Below are 21,092 nucleotides of genomic sequence, written 5' to 3' on the forward strand. Positions count from 1 at the left end.
GAACCATGCATTCTAGAGCGGCCGGCCTGTGTTAAACGGGGCTCCGCAAGCGCCCATGCGCTGCTACATGGACTGAACAGGAGGAACATGGATGTTCGCCCCAGCCAACCAGGCCCACTTCACACTGACCCTCGAGGGCGTCGAGCACGACTTCAAGGTGCTCGAATTCCGGGGCCGCGAGGCCATCAGCCAGCCCTATCGCTTCGACCTGGAACTGGTCAGCGAGCACCCCGATCTGGATCTGGAAAGCCTGCTGCATCGCCCGGCCTTCCTCTCCTTCGCGCCGGATGGCTGCGGCATTCATGGGCTGGTGCATCAGGCCGCCCAGGGTGAATCCGGCAAGCGCCTGACCCGCTATCGGCTCACGCTGGTGCCGCAGCTGGCCTACCTCGCCCATCGCACCAACCAGCGCATCTTCCAGCACCTCAGCGTGCCGCAGATCGTCGCCCAGGTACTCGAGGAGCACGGCATCCAGGCCGATGCCTACCGCTTCCAGCTCGGCCCGGTGATTTACCCGCCGCGCGAATATTGCGTGCAGTACGACGAATCCGACCTGCACTTCATCCAGCGCCTGTGCGAGGAAGAGGGCACCCACTATCACTTCCAGCATGGCGCGAACGGCCATGTACTGGTCTTCGGCGATGACCAGACCGCCTTCCCCAAGCTCGCTGCCACCGCCTATCAGCAGGACAGCGGACTGGTCGCCGACCAGCCGGTGATCAAGCGTTTCGGCCTGCGCCTGGAAACCCGCACCAGCCGCGTCACGCGCCGCGATTACGATTTCGAGAAGCCACGTCTGACCATGGAGGCCGCGTTCCACAGCGACTTCCAGCCTGACCTTGAAGACTACGATTACCCCGGCCGCTTCACCGAGCGCGCCCGCGGCAAGCATCTGTCGCAACGCGCCCTGGAACGCCACCTCCACGACTACGAACTGGCCGAAGGCGAAAGCGACCAGCCGCGGCTGGTGAGCGGGCACTTCCTCCCGCTCGGCGAACACCCCCGCAGCGACTGGAACCAGCTCTGGCTACTCACCGAAGTGCTGCATGAAGGCAAGCAGCCGCAGGTGCTGGAGGAGTCGGTCACCAGTCATGTCGCGCCCGGCGACGGTTTCGTCCAGGGCTACCGCAACCGCTTCAACGCCACGCCCTGGGACATCCCCTTCCGCCCAGCACTGAGCCATGCGAAACCGAAGATTCTCGGCAGCCAGACCGCCGTAGTCACGGGACCTGCCGGCGAAGAAATTCACTGCGACGAATACGGTCGCGTGCGCGTTCAGTTCCACTGGGACCGTGAAGGCCAGGCCGACGACAAGACCAGCTGCTGGCTGCGCGTCTCCTCCAGCTGGGCCGGCGACCGCTATGGCGGCATCGCCATTCCGCGGGTCGGCATGGAAGTGCTGGTGGCCTTCCTCGAAGGCGATCCCGATCAACCGTTGGTGACCGGCTGCCTCTACCACAAGGAGCATCAGGTTCCTTACGACCTGCCGGCCAACAAGACCCGCACGGTGTTCAAGACCCTGAGCAGCCCGGGCGGTGGCGGCTACAACGAACTGCGCATCGAAGACCGCAAGGGCCAGGAACAGATCTACATCCACGCCCAGCGCGACTGGGACGAGAACATCGAGCACGACCAGAAGATCCGCGTCGGCCACGAACGCCACGACACCGTGGAGGCCAACAGCTACAGCGAATTCAAGGCCGAAGAACACCGCACCACCCACGCCGACCGCAAGACCGAAGTCCGCGCCAACGACCACCTCACCGTGGGTAACAGCCAACACCTGAAGATCGGCACCGGGCAATTCATAGAAGTCGGCAACGAGATTCATCTGTCCAGCGGCTTGAAAGTAGTCCTCGAAGCCGGCAGCGAACTGACCTTCAAGGCTGGCGGCAGCTTTATCAAGCTCGATGCCAGCGGCATCACCATGGTCGGGCCGGTGATCAGGATGAACTCGGGTGGAAGTCCGGGAAAGGGATCGGGGGCGGCGCCGGTATTGCCGGGGCAAGTTAGGCCGACAGATTCGGATGTGCCTGGGGCTGTGCTTGAACACCGGCTGAAGCAAGCGAGATTCAGCCATACACCGCTAATCGAGTTGTGTCAGAAGCCTCGGGGCGGTACGCCAATGCAATGCCCGCTGACCAACTGTCCTTGTCGTCATGCCGCCCAGTTAGGGAGCTGATTGATGTCTGTACAGATACTCGCAGGGCTTCCCAATCTTTCTACCCCACTCTTCATGCTGCTCGAATTGGATGAGCCGCTGCTGCAGCGGATTTACCAGCTAGAACCTGATCCACGACCGGAAGCTCTGTTTGCTGATACCGAGCTGGGCGCTCATGTCGAACAAGGACCTTGGCTGATACAACTGACGCCGGATAGCGCCTGGTTGACTGCGTATCGCCAAGCACCAGAGCAATGGCCTGGCGTATTGTTGAGTTCCGAGCGGCCAGTTGATGAGCTGTTGTCCCATCTGCGCGCAATGCTGGTCGTGCAGTTTGAAGGTGAGCGTAAGGGGATACTGCGCTATTACGACCCACAGGTGGCCAGTTACCTTTTCGCGGCGACCGAGGCCGTTATCACTTGGCTAGGCCCCATCGAGCAGTTGTTCTGGCATGGCCCCACCTGGGCAGACCGCAGCGAGAACATCAGCCATTGGCGCAGCCTACGGAGCGAGTCGACCAATCATGGGGCGCCACCGAAGGGCAGGCTGATACTCGACAGAATGCAGATCGCTGCGCTCGAACGGCAGCAACTAGAGGCATTTGCCTATGAGTGCTGGCAGGAGCATTCACAGGCCGAGTTCAACCAGGTCTTGGGCTATCTGCAGCAGGGTCTTGCCTCTGGGTTCGACGACGAGAAGAGCCTGGGCGCATACCTCGAAGCCCGGCTCACTTATCCCCAGCACCTAAGCCATCCCCAAATCGCATCGGGCGAGGTGCAGTTTCGTCTGCAGCAACTGCAATCCTGGCTGGAAGCCACACCAGCCCCCTCGGAGAGTCAAGGATGAATGCCAAAGTAGGGAGCCTGTCCGGCAATCCGGCCTGTGAAGCTGGCAAGCTGATCGTCGAAGTGATTGGCAAAGATCACCCGCCGGAACAGCGAGTTGTGATCTATGACGAAACCGATCATGAGCTGCAGGAGTGGCTAACCCAGCAGGCCAAACAAGAGCTTGTAGCTGATTCTCGGCAGAGCAGCACCCTACACATCTGGGATTGGCAGCAGCAGCCCAAGCGCCATCTCTGGCTGGAAATCGAGGCCGAACGCGGCAGCCCCATCCACGTACCGCTGATGGATGACACACGCATTACCCCGCGCCAGCGTGCGCGGCAGTGGAACTGCATCGTCCCTGTAGTGCCCATGAGCACCATGCTCGGTATCAGCGCCAACCACCAGCATCGTGAATACCCCGTACATGTGCGTCCCGGCTTCATCTATTTGTTCTATCACGGCAAAGTGTGGCGTGAACTGGAGATTCGTCAGGCTGAGGGGCAGGTGACTTATCACGACGTACGCCTGAGTGACTTTCGCAATGGCGAGCACTTTCGAGATGGCGCCCGCACGGCTACTGGCAAAGGGCTGAGCGAGATTTGGCTACCCGCCAGATGGAACAACCGCGCGGCCCCGGATATCGAGGTAGCTTATGCCGAGGTGCAATGGCCTGCCGCTCGCCTGAACGCCATGGAGCGCAACGCTCGTCTGCGTCGCGCCCGCTGCAATCGCTTGGGCCTGGTCGTGGCCGAACGCAGCTTCGGTAACACCACTTACCGGGCTCCAAGCCAGCAGCAAGCCTTCTACCTGCAAAATGTCCCCGCCCATCGTCCGCGTGAGCCTGCTCGTGAATGGTTGTTCGATCAACCGCTCAAGTATCTGCACGATCTGAGCGGCCAGTACCCCGTGCAGAGCCAGCAATATGCTCAGCAGGTTCATCAACGTCACGAGCGCGGTGAGTCCACCCCGGGGCCAACGCATGCACAGCAGACGCAGGACGACCTACGCCCGGAGACCGGCGCCTGGGCTGTCGAACTGGGCGACACGCTACAGAACTTCCAACATGTCTGCAGCGCAACCAACGAACGTGAACACTGGCAGGCCGCTGCGGCTGAAACTGACATGCTGGCCACGGTCAAAAAACGCCAGATCGCCGGTGTACTGGTGGAAGATGGCCTCTACCGCATGCGCCACCTGGTGGCGCGCACCAACCAGGCCCAAGCGGTGCTGCAGCTCTGCGCGCAACGGGCCACCTTCCATGCCCATCACGCCTCGGCATTGTTGATTCAGCGCATGATGGTTCCCCCCCATATCGGCGGACAAAGCAACCCGCTGCACCGCTTCATCGGCCAGGTCAGCCAAGAGGGGCGTCAACAGATCGACCTGTGTTCGGGCCAGCATGCTCGTCAGTTGGCCATGACCTGCCTCAAAGCCGCGCAGGACAACCTCGCCGTCTGGCTGGAACAGGCAGCCAACCAGCACGCGCTGGGCGATCATTTCTGCCTGGAAGGCCTCGACTACGCCGGCGCCTTCCAGCTTTGCAGCCAGCTCTTCGTCTGCCTGGCGCGCACGGCCGATCAACAGGACCCATTCCTGGCGGCAGGCGATGCACCACGCACAAGCGCGGGAAGGAGACTGCTATGCAAGCTTGCGCAGAGCCCCAGCCAACCTCTGCACCGGATGCTGTGGCCAGAGGCGGACGACAACACCCTGCTCAAGCCCTATCAAGCGGTGCAAACACCGAACAACGGCGAAGGCCATTATCGTGCCGATGCGTTGAACCAGGTGGCGCAGCTCAATGCACCGCCCGGCGAAGAGCCGGCGACCCTGGAAGGCAACACGCTCGCAGGCTTGATGCAGCAACCGGACTTCCTGCTCCTGCCTTCCGCCAAAAGCGGCGCTGCCGCGCTGATAACCGTATGGGAGAACCTGAGCAGCGCCCTAAAGGAGGCGCAAAAAGGGTTGAGTGGCGCCAGCACAGAGTACGTCCAGGCTGCAGATCAGAGCAGGCGCAGGCAGCTGGACGTGCATGACCACGAGAGCGACCTGCACCACGAGCAAGAACGCAGCAACGTGTTGAAAGAGGAACTGGGTAACCAGGCATTTCCTGCGAAATACCGGCTGTATACCAAGGACCTGCAAATGCTGCGCAGCATGCTGCAACAGGACTTCGGTGACATGGTGTTCATTCGCCGCACGGCCGCTAACCAGAAGAACTACTACTTCTTCGGTTTGACTGACCTCCCAGCGGCACCGCAAAACGCGCGTCGAATCTTTGGTGAACTGCTGGATATGGAGGGTCAGTTACTGGCCAGCAGCAAGGGTCGTACGGCTAATCGGGCCGGCATCGACCAGCAGGCACAAGAGCTGTTGTTATTGGCCATCCCCAAGAACCACCGCACCGCCCGTCTGATACGTGAACTGAACCGGCAGATTGCCGAAGAGCTGCGTATTCAGAACGATCTACAGCAGGCGCGAGAGCGCCGGGAAGCCGCCCGTGGCCGCCTGAGCGAAGCCAACAATGCCCTGAAACAGGCGCAAGAGCGGCTGGCCCAACAAGAACGTGGCTGGCGCCGAAGCGCACGCGGTGTGCTCGGTTCCAAGGCCTTCCCGGCTGGCGTGTTGATTCTGGAGGCTTTTAATGTGCGGGCGGAGTTTGAGGCTTATCTATCTAATGAACGTAATAAAAACAAATTTCGTGCTTTGAGCGGAATCGTAAGTGCCGGTGCAGACTTACTACTCGCTATGGAGTTTTTGGCTAGCAAGGTCGCGCACAATCAGCCGCTGGTACAACACATTCAGAACAAGTATGCCGAGAAGGTGCTCTTCAAACCAGGCCCGCGCCTGCAAAGGTTCTTCGGCGAACGACTGGCGAACGTGACCGGCAAACTGGCCTTCCAAACCTTCGCCGGCACGCTCTTCGTCGGCATCAGCATCTACGATGCCATGCATGAAGCCAGCCTGGGCGACGACGCCACCTGGGGTTATGGGCTGATGGCCACGGGTGGCCTAGTCGGGGTAGTCGGCGGCTTCTTTACCGCCAGCGGCGCCACCTTCCTGGGGCTGGGCCCGGTTGGCTGGGCCACCCTGCTGCTGATTCTGGCGGGTGCGGCTCTGGTCTGGTGGCTGGACGACAGCCCTATCGAGGAGTGGCTGACCAACGGCCCCTTCGGCAGCAACCGCAGCGCCAAGGCGACCCACCTCTGGAACGACCCGCAGGAGGCCTTCTACCGCTTGGTCAGCCTGTTTGCCGGCATCCGTATCAGCATTGGCGCCAACCCGGAGCAAGCACGCCGCAGCGGCGCCATGGGCCTGCTCGACCCCGCCGAATACCATGCGATGCGCCGCGCCAATACCCAAGTGCGTATCGAAAGCAACCTGCCTGGGCTCGCCGCCACCCTGGGCAGCGCCAATATCCAAGCGGTCAGCCAATTGCGTAGCAGCAGTCATCGCCTTAGCCCGAGGGATATGACGCAATCCAGCACCCATAACCTCAGCCCTATCCAGCCCCTGGCCCAGCGCCTGTACCCCGATGCCCTGGAGCTGTTCTACGAGGTGCCGGTTTCGCAGAGCATGCCACGCACGCCCCCGCATCGATGGCAGACTTACACCCTGGCTGTGCGCGCCCAGATAATCCTACAAGGAGAGGATCGTACCTGGGTGTTCCCGGCACCGCCCCCGACCGATGTCCTGCGTTACGACCCTGATCAGCATGATGAACCCGAGTTCAGCAAAACCAAGCAGCCCTTCTGGGCCAATGAACAGACCCGCCCGGACAGCCAGCCGTAAGGATGCCCCATGACTGCCCACTACAGCACCAGCGCCTACCAGCCGGCGCGCATTCCCGACCAGCCGGCAGCGACCATGCGCAGTTGGTTGTTTCGCTTTGGCAGCTCGCGCCTGCCTTGGGGCCATACCGAAGATATCGTGCCCCATAGCATGCTGAGCCATACATCCCCCGCCAGCCTGCGAGATGTTGAACGCTACGAGCACGCGCTAGCAACAGGGGAGGAGCAACGAGAAGCCTACGAACTGTTGGATTACCACCAGGTCATCGATCACGAACGCTATCGACATGCGTCACTCTCCAAACGCAGCCTGTTCTGGTTTTATCTGTGGGGAGGAGGGCGCTTTGTTTTTTGGGCTCTTCTGGTTCTACTTCCTTTCGCGTGGTCTGTAGATGCTTATCACAATCCTTCAGGTTTCCTATCAGGGTTCTGGGCTGTCGTACTAGAAACAGCACCATGGTTTTTAGGTCCCCCCCTCGCCTGCTGGGCCATAGGCTCCCTAGTCGTTCACAAGCTCACCAACTGGGTCGTTCGCCCTTCCAAAGGTCCGCTGTGGGAGTTCAACCGCCGCACCGGCATGGTCACGATCTTCGATTACGACAATATGGGCGAGTACAAGCGCAGCGGCACCATCGGTAAGTTCACCTATCCCTTTCATGAGTTTGATGCCTATATCAGCAGCGGCCCTGACCGCCAAGGGTTGATCTGGCACCAGTTGAATCTGGTTCATCGCTATCACGACCTGGCCGTCGACCTCAGGCCCATCGTGCCCAAGGACTCCAGCATGGCGCCGCACTTCGCCGGCTGGGACTTTCTGCAGAACTACATGGACATTGGCCGCCCGCTGCCGGATATCCCGCTGTTAGAGAAACACCGCGCGAACGACCCGACCACGGCGGCACATGACCGCCGCACGGGCCGCTCCGAGCGCTACTGGCGTGATATGGACGATAAGACCTGGGAGGCGCAATTGACGCAGAACCTGGCCCGCGTCAAAGCCTACGACATCACCGGCCGCCTCAACCTCATGGACCGCCATGTGCGCTATGCCGATTGACTGCGGCTGGCTGGGAGCCTCTATATCCCGTCCTATAGTTCCCGGTAGGCCTATCGGAACCAGCTTTTAAGGCAACTCCAACCCACCCCCAGCCTTGTGCAACCCACGCAGATGCTCGCCGATCTGGGCCAGGTTCACTTCGATCGCTTCGAGTTCCTCCCGCCGCTCATCGCCCAGCAGCACCCGGACTTCCTGATCCAGTTCTTCGCTCAGCTGATTCAGGCGCAGTTGGCGTTGTTCGCTTTCGCGTTCCAGGCGGGTCCATTCGCGGGTTTGGGGCAGGCCGTAGCCGTCGCCGTCTAGCAGTTCGGCCGGGCGGCTGAGGTAGCCGCTGCTGGCGAGGATTTCCTGCAGCGCGCCGTCAGCCTTGTTCAGGCTGGCGTCGCGCCCGCGGCCGCCGAGGTAGCGGTTCTTCAGCTCGTCCTGGGCCAGGAGCAGTTGACGGCGCAGGGCGGCCTGCTCGACCAGCAACAGGGCGGCAGCGGCACGCAGGTCGGCGCGGTCGATCCACTGCTGGCGCTCGACGGCGTCGAGTTCGAGCCACTGTTCGACGCTGTCCTGCGGCAGGCCCAGGCGATCCTTGAGCACGGCAAACATCGCCTGGTAGCGGTCGCGGTAGGAGTCGAAGCGATAGCCCAGGCGCAGCGCCTCGCGGGGGTCGTCGAGCACGCTGGCGTCGGCCAGGCCGCGGTGGATCAGTACCTCCAGCAGGCCGTTGGGCATGATGCTGTCCAGTGCGACCAGGTCGCTGCGCGCCGTACCGCTGCGTAGCAGCTTGAGGGTTTCCACCGCGCAGTTGTTGGAGAGGAAGTAGTAGTCGCCGTCGTAGCTCCAGTGCAGTTCGGCGCTGCGCTCGACCAGCTGGCGAATCTCCTCGCGGCGCAGCTTCAAGGGTACCGAGGCCAGCCCGCGCAGCTCAACCTTGGTGTATTCGTCGATCACCTGACCCAGCGGCAGGATGAATAGCCGTGAGGGATAGACGCCGGTCAGGCCGTCCCAGCTGGAGAGCTGCACGTCGTCGACGAAGGCGCGGAAGGACAGCACCAGGTGATGGTCCAGATCCAGCCGGCAATCCGGTCCGGGTTCGCGGCCCGGGGCGCAGATCACCAGGCGCAGCATGCTGTGACCCCAGCGGCTGACCCAGGCATCGTTGGCTTCGGCGAACAGGTAGTCGACCTCGTAGACGCGCGCCGGATCCAGCGTCAGCAGCGGCGTGCGGCCGAAGTCACGGCCGGCGTTGAGGAAGGGATAGCCCGCTGCGCAATCGACCGCGCTGTCGGGCGCCCAGCCGAAATGTTCGTGGAAGTAGCGCTGCAGCGCGGGCCGCCGGCACGCGTAGCTGGGGTCGAGCAGGAAGTATTCGAGATTCACCGCGACGAATTCCAGCGGGCTGGTCAGCTCGTACGGATCGGGGCTGCGCGCCAGCTGCGCGTTGTCCTGTTCGCGCCGGCCGCGCTTGCCGACGCGCTGCGGCCAGCCGGCCAGGTCGAGCAGGCGCGGATCGTCGCTGAGGGTGAAGCGGCGTCGGTCCTGGCCGCGACAGGTGTCAGGCAGACCGATCAGCCCGAGGCTGCCGACCCGCTGGCGGCACTGAGCCTGCGACCGGTACTGCTCCGGTGACCACAGCCGCGCGCGGTCGTAGAGATGCGCCAGTTCGTGAATGACCGTCGCGAGCAGCTCGCGGCGCACCGTGCCATGCGGGCGTTCGGTACGCTGGTCGGCGGCGGAGCCGTCGGTCAACGCCGCCAGCAGGCGCCGGTTGAGCTCGAGTCGATCACCACCGGCGCGGCCATAGGCCTGCTCCGGCAAATTGTCGCGCCATTGCACCCGCACTTCGCGATCGAGGTTTCGCACCAGCCGCGGCGGCAGCGCGGCCAGCGCCTCGTCCAATAGCGCCAGGCTGGCCTGGCGCTGGTCGGGCTGCAGGTCGGCGGCATCCAGCGTCAGGCGCAGGTTGGCCTGGGCGGTGGCGGCCAGGCCCAGGCAGCTCGCCAGCAGCCAGGCGCGAATCACAGGGCGAGGATGGCTTCGGCCAGGGCCAGATCGCTGGCGTCCCGGGCCGCCGGGAATTCGCTGCGCAGCGAGCCGAGCGCGGCCTCCAGGCGGGCGCCGCGGATTTCGCCTTCGCTGGCGACGAAACTGGCGGCTTCGTCACGGGCTTCGGTTACCACCTTCATGTCGCGAATCGAGGTGGTGGTGTCGGAGGTGAAGTCGATGCTGCGGTCCAGCGCGCGCACCACGATGTTGCTGGTGGCGACGAGGGTCTGTGCCTGGGCCGTGCTGGCAAGCAAGGCCAGGGTGAGGGGGGCGGCGATCAGGAGTTTGTGCATGGCGCGATTCTCATTTCATTGGAGCGGTCGAGGCGTAACGCGACAGCCGACCGTCCGGGTTCATTGGACGAGGATGGCCTCGGCCAGTTCCAGATCGCTGGCTTGCAGGCCAGGGTGCTGCTGGCGCAGCCAGTGCAGCGCGGCCTGCAGGCGTGCACCGGTTAGCTGACCGCCGCTACCGACGAAGCCTGCGGCGTCGTCACGGGCGTCGACGACCAGCTTGTTCTCGAAGGGTGCGCTGGTCAGCTGGCTGGCGACGAAGGTGGTTTTCACGACACTGGCGGTGGTGGTATCCAGCGCCAGCGCGGGGCCGGCGGCGCAACAGGCGATGGCGAATACGAGATAAAACGAACGCATGGGAACCCTGGCAGAAAAAAATCGGCGCCAAGGCTAGCGAAACGCCGGCGCGGCGGCCAGCGCTTGGTCTTTCCCGGGTTGGTCGCTTACAGCGCGAGAATCGCCTCGGCCAGCTGCAGATCACTGGCGCCCAGTTGCGGCTGCTGCGTGCGAATGTGCAACAGAGCGGCCTCCAGATGGGCGCCGCGCAGATCGCCCTGGCTGGCGACGAAGCGGGCGGCGTCGTCGCGGGCGTCGAGCACCAGCTTGTCGTCGCGCAGCGACGAGGTCAGATCAGAGGTGGCATCGACGGTATTGATCAGGCCGCCGACCACCATGTCGGTGGTGCCGGTGAAGCTGGCGGCCGAGGCATTGCCGGCCAGCAGCAGGCCGGCGGCGCAGAGAGGGAGCAGATAGCGGGGCATGACGAATTCTCCGGATGTTTCGCTCTAGACCCTGGCGCTTGCGGCGTGTTCCGCCAAGCGGCAGACAGGGCGCAGCATAGGCGTCCGGTTCCGTCATGCATAGCGCCTCGGCTGTTCAGCGCCAGAATGGTTTTTCCAGCTCCTCGAGGCGTTCGCTGGCGCTGATACCAGCATCCGCCAGTTGTCGAGCATCCAGCTGCGCCAGTTGGCGGCGGGTCTGGGCGCGCTGCTGCCATAGTCTGAGCGTGTGCAGCAGACGCGGCAGCCATGTGGCGGATTGGGGGGTGACAAAAACGCGAGGCAGGACGCGATCCATGATGCCTCTCCTTCCCGCGCTGGCGGGACTGGCTTATGGGCAGACAGGATCGCGCCGGGCCGGCTTGCGCAACAGCCACAGGGATGGACGATTGTACCGGTGCAGTCCGCATCGTGGCCTGACTGTACCGCTCGCTTGAACATCAACTGTTCGCCGATCGCACGCTTGCGTTCAGGCGATTGCCTGGCGTGTAACCGAAGTGCAGACCGAAGGCGGCGATGAACGCCGAGGTGGACTCGTAGCCGCAGGCCAGCGCGACGTCGGTGACCGGCTGGCCCTGTTCGAGCAATGGCAAGGCGCTGAGCAGGCGCAGGCGCTGGCGCCAGGCGCGGAAGCTGAGGCCGGTGTCGCGCTGGAACTGGCGCGTCAGGGTCTTTTCGGCAACGCCCAGGCGTGCACTCCAGTGAGCCAGGCCGAAGGGTATGTCCGGGGCGGCATAGAGCGCTTCGCACAGCTCGCGCAAGCGCGGGTCGCGGGGCCAAGGTAACGAATAGCCGATCTCCGGTGCGGCCTGCAGCTGGTCCAGCAGGACGGTCGCCAGGCGGCCGTCGGCGCCCCGTTGGTCATACTCGACCGGTAACTCACCGAAGGCGCGGATCAGCTCGCGCAGCAGTGGGCTGACCGCGAGCACCTGGCAGTGCGCGGGTGCCCAGGCTACGGCACGGTAGTCGATGTACAAACTGCGCATCTCGGTATGTGGCGAGCTGATCACTTCGTGCAGCAGGCCCGGCGGAATCAGAATGGCCCGTTGCGGTGGGGCGAGAAAACGACCGGCGTCGGTGTGCACGCGTAGCACGCCGCTGGTGGCGTAGGACAGCTGGGCCCAGGGGTGGCTGTGGCGCGGCGTGGTGGTGCGCTCGGGCAGCGACTCGCTGCGGGCGAACAGCGGTCGTGGCAGCGCTTCCATGACCGGGATGTGGCGCTGCGGTAAATTGCTGTGTCCGTTTCTCGACATTGCGCGGCCTTATGGCGTTAGTCGGATATTCGAGGCGACAGTAGACTCGCTGGCGACCCGCTGCAAGCCACGCCACCAGGAGCGCATATGGCCAGACCTCGCCTGTTACCGGACAACTTCACTCTCGCCCTGCTCGGCGCCGTGGCCATCGCCACGCTGCTGCCGGCGCGCGGGCAGGGCGTGGTGGTGTTCGAGTGGATCACCAATCTGGCCATCGCACTGCTGTTCTTTATGCACGGCGCCAAGCTGTCGGGCACGGCGATTCTCGCCGGCATGGGCCACTGGCGCCTGCATCTGCTGGTGTTCGCCTGCACCTTCGGGCTGTTTCCGCTGCTCGGTCTGGCGCTGCGGCCGCTGTTGACGCCGATGATCGGCGCCGAGCTGTACCTGGGCATGCTCTACCTCTGCGCATTGCCGGCCACGGTGCAGTCGGCCATCGCCTTCACCTCGCTGGCGCGCGGCAATATCCCGGCGGCGGTGTGCAGCGCGGCGGCGTCCAGCCTGATCGGCATCTTCCTCACGCCGTTGCTGGTGCTGCTGCTGATGGGTGCTCAGGGCGAAGGCGGCTCGACACTGGATGCCATCGGCAAGATCGTCGTGCAGCTGCTGCTGCCGTTCATCGCCGGGCAAATCGCGCGGCGCTGGATCGGCGACTGGGTGGCACGCAACAAGGGCTGGCTGAAGAATGTCGACCAGAGTTCGATTTTGCTGGTGGTCTACACCGCGTTCAGCCACGCGGTGGTCGAGGGCATCTGGCACGAGGTGCCGCTGCCGCAGCTGTTGGGTCTGGTGCTGGCCTGCTGTCTGCTGCTGGCGCTGGCACTGCTCAGCACCTGGTTGATCGCCCGCTGGCTGGGCTTCGACCTGGAAGACCGCATCACCATCCTCTTCGCCGGCTCGAAGAAGAGCCTGGCCACCGGCATCCCCATGGCGCAGGTGCTGTTCGCCGGCGGCGCGCTGGGTACCCTGATCCTGCCGCTGATGCTGTTCCACCAGATCCAGCTGATGGTCTGCGCGGTGCTGGCGCAGCGTTATGCAGCGCGGCCGGAGCAGGAGCCGGTGGCGAAAGCTGTGTGATCCACTATCAATGTCTTGTGGATTCGTGACTGCGGCGCAAAGATTATTTGCCCACGCAGGCCTGGGTGGTGCACGTGCTCGCCGTTAAGCTGCGCGCCATTCAGTTCGTGAGGTTCCTATGAAGAAGATTCTGCTACTCAACGGCGGCAAGGCCTTCGCCCATTCGGCCGGCCAGTACAACGCCACGCTGCATCAGGCGGCGATCGAAACCCTGGCGGCGGCTGGCTTCGAGGTGCGCACCACCGAGATCGACGCCGGCTACGACGTGCAGCAGGAGGTCGAGAAGATCCTCTGGGCCGATGCGCTGATCTATCAGATGCCCGGCTGGTGGATGGGCGCACCCTGGACGGTGAAGAAGTACCTCGATGAGGTGTTCACCGCCGGCCACGGCAGCCTCTACGCCAACGACGGTCGCACGCGCTCCGACGCGTCGCAGAAGTACGGCAGCGGCGGCCTGCTGCAGGGCAAGCGCTACATGATTTCCGCGACCTGGAACGCGCCGCAGCAGGCCTTCGACGACCCCAGCGATTTCTTCGCCGGCAAGGGCGTGGATGCCGTCTACCTGCCGTTTCACAAGGCCAACGAGTTTCTCGGCATGCAGGGCTTGCCGACCTTCCTCTGCGTCGATGTGATGAAGCGGCCGCAGATCGAGGCGGATGTCGAGCGCTATCGGCGGCACCTGGGTGAGGTGTTCGGCTTCAGCGTCTGAGCTTCGCCGAGGCAAAGAAAAACCCCTCGCGGCGCAGGCCGGGAGGGGTTTTTCCGGGTCAGCATTACAGGCCTGCCAACAGGCCGACCGAAAGCAATCCCCCGCCGGTCAGCAGAGCGAACAGGCAAAGCGCGAGTACGAACGGCCTGATGCCCAGCGCGGCCATTTTTTCCAGGCGGGTCTCGTAGCCCAGCGCAGCCATCGCCATAGCTAGCGCTACCTGACCAGCGAGCACCAACGTCTGATGCAGCGTGACCGGCAGCGTCACCAGGCTGTTGAACAGCACCATCAGCAGGAAACCGAGCGCGAACCAGGGAATCACCAGGCGTCCGGGCTCATCGTCGCATGCCGTGGTTTGGCGACCCAGCCAGCACTGGCCGACGATCAGCAGAAAGGGCACCAGCAGCATGACTCGCAGCAGTTTGACGATTACCGCGTTGGCGAGCGCAGCCGGGCCGACCGCATCGCCGGCAGCCACCACCTGTGCCACTTCATGCACGGTAGCGCCGATATAGATGCCGAACAGGCCCTCGTCCAGGCCGGTCAGCGGGTACAGCAGCGGGTATACCAGCATCGCCAGCGTGCCAAACAGCACCACGGTCGCTACCGCCATGGCGGTGGCTGCCGGCCGCGAGCGGATGGTTGCCTCCGTCGCCAGAACCGCCGCAGCGCCGCAGATGGCGCTGCCGGCGCAGGTGAGCAGGGTGGTTTCGCGGTCGAGTCCGAGCACCCGGGTGCCCAGCTGGTAGCCGACCAGCAGGACGGTGCTGACCACCAATAGGTCGAGCAATAGAATGGCCGGTCCCAGCGCGTAGATCTGCTGCAATGTCAGCGACAGGCCGAACAGCACGATCCCGCTGCGCAGCAGCCAACGGGTGGCGAACTGCAGGCCCGCTCGGGCGGCTGGCGCAGCCTGCTTGAGACCCGGCAGATTACCGGCGGCGAGTCCCAGCAGCAGGGCAAACATCAGCGGGCTGAAGCCGCTCTCACGCAGCCCGGGTGCCAGCGCCAGCCCGTAGCCACCAACGGTGAGAAGCCCACAGAGAACCAGGCCTTGCCACATGATTACGTCCTTTGCGCTTGTCGATGGCCAAGGCTAGGTGCATCGTAGTCGGCCTGTAAAAATGGTTATAACGATATAACTGATCGGAAAAACCGTAATGCACCCCGGAATCAGCTTTCGCCAATTGCAGGTTTTTGTCGCCGTAGCGCGTTCCGGTACCGTCGCTGCGGCTGCGCAGCAACTGAGCCTGTCGCAGTCAGCGACCAGCCAATCGCTGGCTGACCTGGAAAAGCAGCTTGGCCTGCTGCTGTTCCAGCGTCTGGGCAGGCGGCTGCAGCTCAACGACTTGGGGCGCCGGCTGCTACCGCGCGCCGAACAGCTGCTACATGACCTGGCCGAGTTCGTCGAAGCGGCCCGCGAGCCGCAGGGCGAACTGCAGGGCGCGCTGGTTGTGGCGGCCAGCGCGACCATTGGAACCTATCTGCTGCCACCGCTGGTTGGCCGCTTCAGCGAACGGCACCCGGCGACAGACATACAGATGCGGCTGCGCAACACCGGCGAAGTGATCACCGATCTGCTCAGTTTCGAAGCCGATCTCGGCCTGATCGAGGGGCAGTGCAGCGATCCGCGGTTGAAATCCGAGGTCTGGCGGCACGACGAGATGCTCATCGTCTGTGCGCCCGAGCATCCGCTTGCGGCGCGCGGTCGGCTGGATGACGCCGACCTGCAGCGCGAGTCGTGGATCCTGCGCGAGCCCGGTTCCGGCTCACGTGCGGTGTTCGAGGCCGCCACCTTGCAGCATGCCGAGCGCCTGCGGGTGCGGATGGAGTTGAATCAGCACGAGGCGATCAAGCAGGCGCTGCGCGCCGGCTTCGGCCTGGGCTGCCTGTCGCGCCTGAGTGTGGCCGGGGAACTGGCGCGTGGTGAGCTGGTGGCGCTGGACAGCGACCTGCAGTTGAAGCGTACCTTCTGTCTCGTCTGGCATCCGGAGCGCTACCGCAGCCCGTTGTGGCAGGCATTCAAGGTATTTCTGCAAGAAGCCACCTGACGCGTCTGCCCTGATCGATCTGGGCGTTGCCGTCGGGCCGAAACTAAAACACCGGCACGAGGCCGGTGTTTTGCGTAGAGCGCCAGTCGCTATTCCACGGCCTTGACCATATCCTCGACCACCTTCTTGGCGTCGCCGAAGACCATCATGGTCTTGTCCATGTAGAACAGTTCGTTGTCCAGGCCCGCATAGCCGCTGGCCATGGAGCGCTTGTTGACGATGACTGTCTTGGCCTTGTAGGCCTCGAGGATCGGCATGCCGGCGATCGGCGACTTCGGGTCGGTCTTCGCCGCCGGGTTGACCACGTCGTTGGCGCCGAGCACCAGCACCACGTCGGCCTGGCCGAACTCGGAGTTGATGTCCTCCATCTCGAAGACCTGCTCGTACGGCACCTCAGCCTCGGCCAGCAGCACGTTCATGTGCCCGGGCATACGGCCGGCGACCGGGTGGATCGCGTACTTCACGGTCACGCCGCGGTGGGCCAGCTTCTCGGCCAGCTCCATCAGCGCGTGCTGCGCGCGGGCCACCGCCAGGCCGTAGCCGGGGACGATGATCACGGTGTCGGCGTTGGTCAGCAGGAAGGCGGCGTCGTCGCTGGAACCGGACTTCACGTTGCGTTCCTGCTGCGCGCCGGCCGGGCCGCCGGCATCGGCGTCCGCACCGAAGCCACCGAGGATCACGTTGAAGAACGAGCGGTTCATCGCCTTGCACATGATGTACGAGAGGATCGCGCCGGAGGAACCGACCAGCGAGCCGGCGATGATCAGCATCGAGTTGTTCAGCGAGAAGCCGATACCGGCGGCCGCCCAGCCCGAATACGAGTTGAGCATCGACACCACCACCGGCATGTCCGCACCGCCGATGGGGATGATGATCAGCACGCCGATGACGAAGGCCAGTGCCACCAGGATGGCGAAGGCGGTCAGGTTGCCGGTGAAGGTGAAGATCAGGCCGAGGCCGATGATCGCCAGGCCGACGGCCAGGTTGACCATGTGCTGGCCCTTGAACACCACCGGGGCGCCCTGGAACAGGCGGAACTTGTACTTACCCGACAGCTTGCCGAAGGCGATCACCGAACCGGAGAAGGTGATCGCACCGATGGCCGCACCAAGGAACAGCTCCAGGCGGTTACCGGCCGGAATCGCGTCACCCAGCTGCGCAACGATGCCCAGCGACTGCGGCTCGACCACCGCGGCAATGGCGATGAATACCGCGGCCAGGCCGATCATGCTGTGCATGAAGGCGACCAGCTCGGGCATCTTGGTCATCTCGACGCGCTTGGCCATGATCGAACCGGCGGTACCGCCGATCAGCAGGCCGACGATCACGTAGCCGATGCCGGCGGTGGCCAGCTCGCTGCCGAGCTTGAAGATCAGGCCGACGGTGGTGAGCACGGCCAGACCCATGCCGATCATGCCGAACAGGTTGCCGCGGCGTGAGGTGGTGGGGTGGGACAGGCCCTTCAGTGCTTGGATGAAGCACACCGAGGCGATGAGGTAGAGAACGGTGATGAGGTTCATGCTCATGGCTTACTTGCCCTCTGCCTTGGCCGCGCTGCGGTCCTTCTTCTTGAACATTTCCAGCATGCGTCGGGTGACCAGGAAGCCACCGAAGACGTTGACCGCAGCCAGCGCCACGGCCAGGGTGCCCATCGCCTTGCCCAGCGGGGTGACGGTGAGCGCGGCGGCCAGCATGGCGCCGACGATGACGATCGCCGAGATCGCGTTGGTAACCGCCATCAGCGGGGTGTGCAGGGCCGGGGTGACGTTCCAGACCACGTGGTAGCCGACGTAGATCGCCAGCACGAAGATGATCAGGTTGTAGATGCCGTCCGAAATCAGATCCATGTTCGCGTCTCCCTTAACCGTTGGTCCGCACGACCTGGCCGTCGCGGCACATCAGGCACGCGGCGACGATGTCGTCTTCGAGGTTGAGCTGGAACTGGCCGTCCTTGTCGATGACCAGCTTGAGGAAATCCAGCAGGTTGCGCGCGTACAGCGCCGAGGCGTCGGCCGGCACCAGCGTCGCCAGGTTGGCGTGACCGACGAGGGTCACGCCGTGGCGCACCACCACCTGATCAATCTCGGTCAGCGGGCAGTTGCCGCCGTGGCCGGCTGCCAGGTCGACGATCACCGAGCCGGGCTTCATCTGCTCGACGGTGGCTTCCTGCAGCAGCGTCGGCGCCTTGCGGCCCGGAATCAGCGCGGTGGTGATGACGATGTCCGACTGCAGCGCACGCTCGTGCACCGCCTGCGCCTGACGCGCCATCCACGAGGCCGGCATCGGCCGCGCATAGCCGCCGACGCCTTCGGCGCATTCGCGCTCCTCGTCGGTCTCCAGCGGCACGTCGATGAACTTGGCGCCGAGCGATTCGATCTGCTCCTTCACCGCCGGACGCACGTCGGAGGCCTCGACCACCGCGCCCAGGCGCTTAGCCGTAGCGATGGCCTGCAGGCCGGCGACACCGGCCCCGAGGATCAGCACGCGCGCGGCCTTCACCGTACCGGCGGCGGTCATCAGCATCGGCATGAAGCGCGGGTAGTGATGGGCGCCGAGCAGCACCGCCTTGTAGCCGGCGATGTTGGCTTGCGACGACAGCACGTCCAGGCTCTGTGCACGGGACGTACGCGGCGCGGCCTCCAGCGCGAAGGCGGTGATGCCGCGGGCAGCCATGCGCGCGATGCAGTCATTGTCGAACGGGTTGAGCATGCCCAGCAGCACGCTGCCGGACTGCATCTGCGCCAGTTCGGCATCGTCCGGCGCATTGACCTTCAGCACCAGCTCGGCGGCAAAGGCCGCGGCCGCATCGCCGATGGTTGCACCGACCGCCTCATAGGCGCTGTCCGGCACGCTGGAAAGCAACCCGGCGCCGCTTTGCAGCGTCACCCGGTGCCCTTGGCCGATCAGTTTCTTGACGGTTTCCGGGGTCGCGGCGACGCGCGTCTCCCCGGAGTGGGTTTCGAGAGGAACACCGATGTGCATTGTTGTTGTTCTCCTGCGTGATCTTGACCAGAGCGCGGTAACCGCTGCCCTGGCGAGCTTTTTCACCCGGCCACTGCTCTGGCGGCCGGGGTTGAAACGGTGGAACCAGCCCGGTGGCTGTGAAAAAGAGCCGGCTCGGCGCGGCATTCTGCAAGCATGAAAAAAATCAAACAACTGTTTCAATCAAACGATTGTATTTGACGGAGCAGTCGCAGGATGACCATCGATTCGGCCTTCAGCGCTCCAGCCGGCGAGAGCTTTGGGCTCGCGCCGGTGAAAAGGTTGCGGCATGCCGGAAATCCGCACGGATCATGAATGACGCGTTATCGATGCGGTATTCGTCGGCGGTGCCGGCCATGTCCGACCTTGGTGTCGGTGTCACCCGTCGGCAGAGGAAATTCGCGCAATGGTTGAAATGTCATTCAATCCTTGTAGTCCAACCGAATTGGTTGTGCCGACCTATCGGCCTGGAGTGGTTCGAGCGCGGTGACGTCGGGTTGCCGCGCATCGCCCTGGTGGAGCTGCAAGATGCCCGAACTGGATGTGAGCGAGATGACCGCGTTGCTGGAACAGCCGGGCTTGCGTCGGCTGCCGTTCGCCTTCGCGCGCCGTCACGGCGTGTTCCTCGTCGAGCGGGATGGCGCTGCGAGCCTGTGCCTGCGCGAGGATGCCGCGCTGACCGCGGTGCAGGAGGCGCAGCGCATTGCCGGCATGCCGCTGGCACTGCAATGGCTGCCGCAAGCTGACTTCGAGCAGGCACTGAGCATGGCCTATCAGCACGATTCCTCGGCGGCGATGCTGATGGTCGAAGGGCTGGGCAATGACCTCGACCTGGCCAGCCTGGCCGACCAGATCCAGGAAACCGAGGACCTGCTGGAGCAGGAGGACGACGCGCCGATCATCCGCCTGATCAACGCCATCCTCGGCGAGGCGATTGCCGAGAACGCCTCGGATATCCATATCGAAACCTTCGAGAAGCGCCTGGTGATCCGCTTCCGCGTCGACGGCATCCTTCGTGAAGTGGTGCAGCCCAAGCGTGAGCTGGCGGCGCTGCTGGTCTCGCGGATCAAGGTCATGGCCAAGCTGGACATCGCCGAGAAGCGCATTCCGCAGGACGGGCGCATTTCCCTGCGCGTCGGCGGCCGCGAGGTCGATATCCGCGTCTCCACCCTGCCTTCGGCCAATGGCGAGCGCGTGGTGCTGCGCCTGCTGGACAAGCAGGCTGGGCGGCTGACCCTGCGCCATTTGGGCATGAGCGAGCAGGATCGCGAGCAGCTGGAGCAGGCGGTGAAGAAGCCGCACGGCATCATCCTCGTCACCGGCCCCACCGGCTCGGGCAAGACCACCACGCTGTACGCCGCGCTGACCACACTCAACGACCGCACGCGCAACATCCTCACCGTCGAGGACCCCATCGAATACCACCTCGAGGGCATCGGCCAGACCCAGGTCAACACCAAGGTCGACATGACCTTCGCCCGCGGCCTGCGCGCCATCCTGCGCCAGGACCCGGACGTGGTGATGGTCGGCGAGATCCGCGATCAGGAAACTGCCGACATGGCGGTGCAGGCCTCGCTCACTGGCCACCTGGTGCTCTCCACGCTGCACACCAACAGCGCCATCGGCGCCGTCACCCGTCTGGTGGACATGGGCGTCGAGCCGTTCCTGATTTCCTCGTCGCTGCTCGGCGTGCTGGCCCAGCGCCTGGTGCGGGTGCTGTGCCACGACTGCAAGCGCCCCTATGTGGCCGATGCCGCCGAATGCGCGCTGTTCGGCGTGACGCCGGACGCGGCGCCGACGCTGTATCACGCCGAAGGCTGCGAGCACTGCCGTGGGCTCGGTTATCGCGGCCGTACCGGTATCTACGAACTGGTGATATTCGACGACGCCCTGCGCACGATGGTGCACACCCGCGCCAGCGAGCAGGACATGCTGCGCCACGCCCGCGAACTCGGCCCGAGCATCCGTGACGACGGCCTGCGCAAGGTGCGCGAAGGCGTGACCACCATCGAGGAAGTACTGCGGGTGACGCGTGAGGAATGACGTTCAGCGCCGTCCGGCGCGCTGCGGAGAGCAGC

General features: G+C 64.2%; 18 protein-coding genes. 8 read left to right on the forward strand and 10 right to left on the reverse strand.

From position 1 onward, the window contains the following. The first annotated feature begins 91 nt into the window (after nt 1–91). The 4 genes from tssI to N8H22_RS18090 are packed head-to-tail and all read left to right on the forward strand — an operon-like array spanning nt 92 to nt 7,833. Nucleotides 92–2,182, forward strand: a complete 2,091-nt coding sequence (gene tssI / locus N8H22_RS18075) for a type VI secretion system tip protein TssI/VgrG (protein WP_264591892.1) — start codon at nt 92–94, stop codon at nt 2,180–2,182. Between the two features lie 3 nt (nt 2,183–2,185). Further along, complete coding sequence (locus N8H22_RS18080; protein ID WP_264591893.1) at nt 2,186–3,007, forward strand: DUF4123 domain-containing protein; 822 nt, start codon at nt 2,186–2,188, stop codon at nt 3,005–3,007. Further along, nucleotides 3,004–6,777 (forward strand): hypothetical protein, encoded by a 3,774-nt coding sequence (locus tag N8H22_RS18085; RefSeq protein WP_264591985.1) that lies wholly within the window; start codon nt 3,004–3,006, stop codon nt 6,775–6,777. The genes N8H22_RS18080 and N8H22_RS18085 overlap by 4 nt, the downstream gene beginning before the upstream one ends. Nucleotides 6,778–6,786: 9 nt before the next feature. Then, nucleotides 6,787–7,833 carry a hypothetical protein gene (locus tag N8H22_RS18090; protein WP_264591894.1) on the forward strand — a complete coding sequence of 349 codons (1,047 nt, stop codon included), beginning with the start codon at nt 6,787–6,789 and terminating at the stop codon, nt 7,831–7,833. Between the two features lie 66 nt (nt 7,834–7,899). Here N8H22_RS18090 and N8H22_RS18095 read toward each other — a convergent pair whose 3' ends face one another. The 6 genes from N8H22_RS18095 to N8H22_RS18120 form a co-directional block, all read right to left on the reverse strand. Further along, the gene (locus N8H22_RS18095) at nt 7,900–9,846 is read right to left on the reverse strand and encodes a DUF4105 domain-containing protein (RefSeq protein WP_264591895.1); all 1,947 of its coding nucleotides are present in this window, start codon (nt 9,844–9,846) and stop codon (nt 7,900–7,902) included. Next, nucleotides 9,843–10,163 carry a DUF2388 domain-containing protein gene (locus tag N8H22_RS18100; protein WP_264591896.1) on the reverse strand — a complete coding sequence of 107 codons (321 nt, stop codon included), beginning with the start codon at nt 10,161–10,163 and terminating at the stop codon, nt 9,843–9,845. The genes N8H22_RS18095 and N8H22_RS18100 overlap by 4 nt, the downstream gene beginning before the upstream one ends. A 60-nt stretch (nt 10,164–10,223) precedes the next feature. Continuing rightward, nucleotides 10,224–10,520: a DUF2388 domain-containing protein gene (locus N8H22_RS18105; RefSeq protein ID WP_264591897.1), complete on the reverse strand. Its 297-nt coding sequence runs from the start codon at nt 10,518–10,520 to the stop codon at nt 10,224–10,226. Nucleotides 10,521–10,606: 86 nt separating this feature from the next. Beyond that, nucleotides 10,607–10,924, reverse strand: a complete 318-nt coding sequence (locus tag N8H22_RS18110) for a DUF2388 domain-containing protein (protein WP_264591898.1) — start codon at nt 10,922–10,924, stop codon at nt 10,607–10,609. A 115-nt stretch (nt 10,925–11,039) separates the two neighbouring features. Then, nucleotides 11,040–11,240 carry a DUF1127 domain-containing protein gene (locus N8H22_RS18115; RefSeq protein WP_264591899.1) on the reverse strand — a complete coding sequence of 67 codons (201 nt, stop codon included), beginning with the start codon at nt 11,238–11,240 and terminating at the stop codon, nt 11,040–11,042. A 142-nt stretch (nt 11,241–11,382) separates the two neighbouring features. Then, nucleotides 11,383–12,195, reverse strand: a complete 813-nt coding sequence (locus N8H22_RS18120; protein WP_264591900.1) for a helix-turn-helix transcriptional regulator — start codon at nt 12,193–12,195, stop codon at nt 11,383–11,385. An 87-nt stretch (nt 12,196–12,282) separates the two neighbouring features. Between N8H22_RS18120 and N8H22_RS18125 the strand changes: the two genes are divergently transcribed. Together N8H22_RS18125 and N8H22_RS18130 are read left to right on the forward strand one after the other, a co-directional pair. Beyond that, nucleotides 12,283–13,272 (forward strand): bile acid:sodium symporter family protein, encoded by a 990-nt coding sequence (locus tag N8H22_RS18125; RefSeq protein WP_264591901.1) that lies wholly within the window; start codon nt 12,283–12,285, stop codon nt 13,270–13,272. 118 nt (nt 13,273–13,390) lie between these two features. Further along, on the forward strand, nt 13,391–13,981 hold the full coding sequence (locus N8H22_RS18130) for an NAD(P)H-dependent oxidoreductase (RefSeq protein ID WP_264591902.1): 591 nt from the start codon (nt 13,391–13,393) through the stop codon (nt 13,979–13,981). Nucleotides 13,982–14,045: 64 nt separating this feature from the next. Here the strand turns inward: N8H22_RS18130 and N8H22_RS18135 are convergent, their stop codons facing one another. Next, nucleotides 14,046–15,044 carry a putative sulfate exporter family transporter gene (locus N8H22_RS18135; RefSeq protein WP_264591903.1) on the reverse strand — a complete coding sequence of 333 codons (999 nt, stop codon included), beginning with the start codon at nt 15,042–15,044 and terminating at the stop codon, nt 14,046–14,048. A 97-nt stretch (nt 15,045–15,141) separates the two neighbouring features. On the opposite strand from N8H22_RS18135, the gene N8H22_RS18140 reads away from it, so the two are divergent. Beyond that, a complete protein-coding gene (locus N8H22_RS18140) occupies nt 15,142–16,032 on the forward strand; it encodes a LysR substrate-binding domain-containing protein (RefSeq protein WP_264591904.1) in 891 nt (296 codons plus the stop codon). Between the two features lie 89 nt (nt 16,033–16,121). Here N8H22_RS18140 and N8H22_RS18145 read toward each other — a convergent pair whose 3' ends face one another. The 3 genes from N8H22_RS18145 to N8H22_RS18155 are packed head-to-tail and all read right to left on the reverse strand — an operon-like array spanning nt 16,122 to nt 19,014. After that, a complete protein-coding gene (locus N8H22_RS18145) occupies nt 16,122–17,558 on the reverse strand; it encodes an NAD(P)(+) transhydrogenase (Re/Si-specific) subunit beta (RefSeq protein WP_264591905.1) in 1,437 nt (478 codons plus the stop codon). A 3-nt stretch (nt 17,559–17,561) separates the two neighbouring features. Then, nucleotides 17,562–17,879: an NAD(P) transhydrogenase subunit alpha gene (locus tag N8H22_RS18150; RefSeq protein WP_003284152.1), complete on the reverse strand. Its 318-nt coding sequence runs from the start codon at nt 17,877–17,879 to the stop codon at nt 17,562–17,564. A gap of 13 nt (nt 17,880–17,892) precedes the next feature. Continuing rightward, nucleotides 17,893–19,014, reverse strand: a complete 1,122-nt coding sequence (locus N8H22_RS18155) for a Re/Si-specific NAD(P)(+) transhydrogenase subunit alpha (protein WP_264591906.1) — start codon at nt 19,012–19,014, stop codon at nt 17,893–17,895. 552 nt (nt 19,015–19,566) lie between these two features. On the opposite strand from N8H22_RS18155, the gene gspE reads away from it, so the two are divergent. Next, nucleotides 19,567–21,057, forward strand: a complete 1,491-nt coding sequence (gspE, locus tag N8H22_RS18160; RefSeq protein WP_264591986.1) for a type II secretion system ATPase GspE — start codon at nt 19,567–19,569, stop codon at nt 21,055–21,057. Nucleotides 21,058–21,092: the final 35 nt, after the last annotated feature.

Origin of the sequence: Stutzerimonas sp. S1 (genome assembly GCF_025966695.1) — a bacterium.
Classification (GTDB): domain Bacteria; phylum Pseudomonadota; class Gammaproteobacteria; order Pseudomonadales; family Pseudomonadaceae; genus Stutzerimonas.

Excerpts from the sequence above, each read along its gene's own strand:
- N8H22_RS18105 (WP_264591897.1), bottom strand. The coding sequence starts at position 10,520 with ATGCGTTCGTTTTATCTCGTATTCGCCATCGCCTGTTGCGCCGCCGGC.
- N8H22_RS18120 (WP_264591900.1), bottom strand. The coding sequence starts at position 12,195 with ATGTCGAGAAACGGACACAGCAATTTACCGCAGCGCCACATCCCGGTC.
- N8H22_RS18080 (WP_264591893.1), top strand. The coding sequence starts at position 2,186 with ATGTCTGTACAGATACTCGCAGGGCTTCCCAATCTTTCTACCCCACTC.
- N8H22_RS18085 (WP_264591985.1), top strand. The coding sequence starts at position 3,004 with ATGAATGCCAAAGTAGGGAGCCTGTCCGGCAATCCGGCCTGTGAAGCT.
- N8H22_RS18115 (WP_264591899.1), bottom strand. The coding sequence starts at position 11,240 with ATGGATCGCGTCCTGCCTCGCGTTTTTGTCACCCCCCAATCCGCCACA.
- N8H22_RS18100 (WP_264591896.1), bottom strand. The coding sequence starts at position 10,163 with ATGCACAAACTCCTGATCGCCGCCCCCCTCACCCTGGCCTTGCTTGCC.
- N8H22_RS18140 (WP_264591904.1), top strand. The coding sequence starts at position 15,142 with ATGCACCCCGGAATCAGCTTTCGCCAATTGCAGGTTTTTGTCGCCGTA.
- N8H22_RS18125 (WP_264591901.1), top strand. The coding sequence starts at position 12,283 with ATGGCCAGACCTCGCCTGTTACCGGACAACTTCACTCTCGCCCTGCTC.
- N8H22_RS18145 (WP_264591905.1), bottom strand. The coding sequence starts at position 17,558 with ATGAGCATGAACCTCATCACCGTTCTCTACCTCATCGCCTCGGTGTGC.
- N8H22_RS18130 (WP_264591902.1), top strand. The coding sequence starts at position 13,391 with ATGAAGAAGATTCTGCTACTCAACGGCGGCAAGGCCTTCGCCCATTCG.
- N8H22_RS18090 (WP_264591894.1), top strand. The coding sequence starts at position 6,787 with ATGACTGCCCACTACAGCACCAGCGCCTACCAGCCGGCGCGCATTCCC.
- N8H22_RS18155 (WP_264591906.1), bottom strand. The coding sequence starts at position 19,014 with ATGCACATCGGTGTTCCTCTCGAAACCCACTCCGGGGAGACGCGCGTC.
- tssI (WP_264591892.1), top strand. The coding sequence starts at position 92 with ATGTTCGCCCCAGCCAACCAGGCCCACTTCACACTGACCCTCGAGGGC.
- gspE (WP_264591986.1), top strand. The coding sequence starts at position 19,567 with ATGACCGCGTTGCTGGAACAGCCGGGCTTGCGTCGGCTGCCGTTCGCC.
- N8H22_RS18110 (WP_264591898.1), bottom strand. The coding sequence starts at position 10,924 with ATGCCCCGCTATCTGCTCCCTCTCTGCGCCGCCGGCCTGCTGCTGGCC.
- N8H22_RS18135 (WP_264591903.1), bottom strand. The coding sequence starts at position 15,044 with ATGTGGCAAGGCCTGGTTCTCTGTGGGCTTCTCACCGTTGGTGGCTAC.
- N8H22_RS18150 (WP_003284152.1), bottom strand. The coding sequence starts at position 17,879 with ATGGATCTGATTTCGGACGGCATCTACAACCTGATCATCTTCGTGCTG.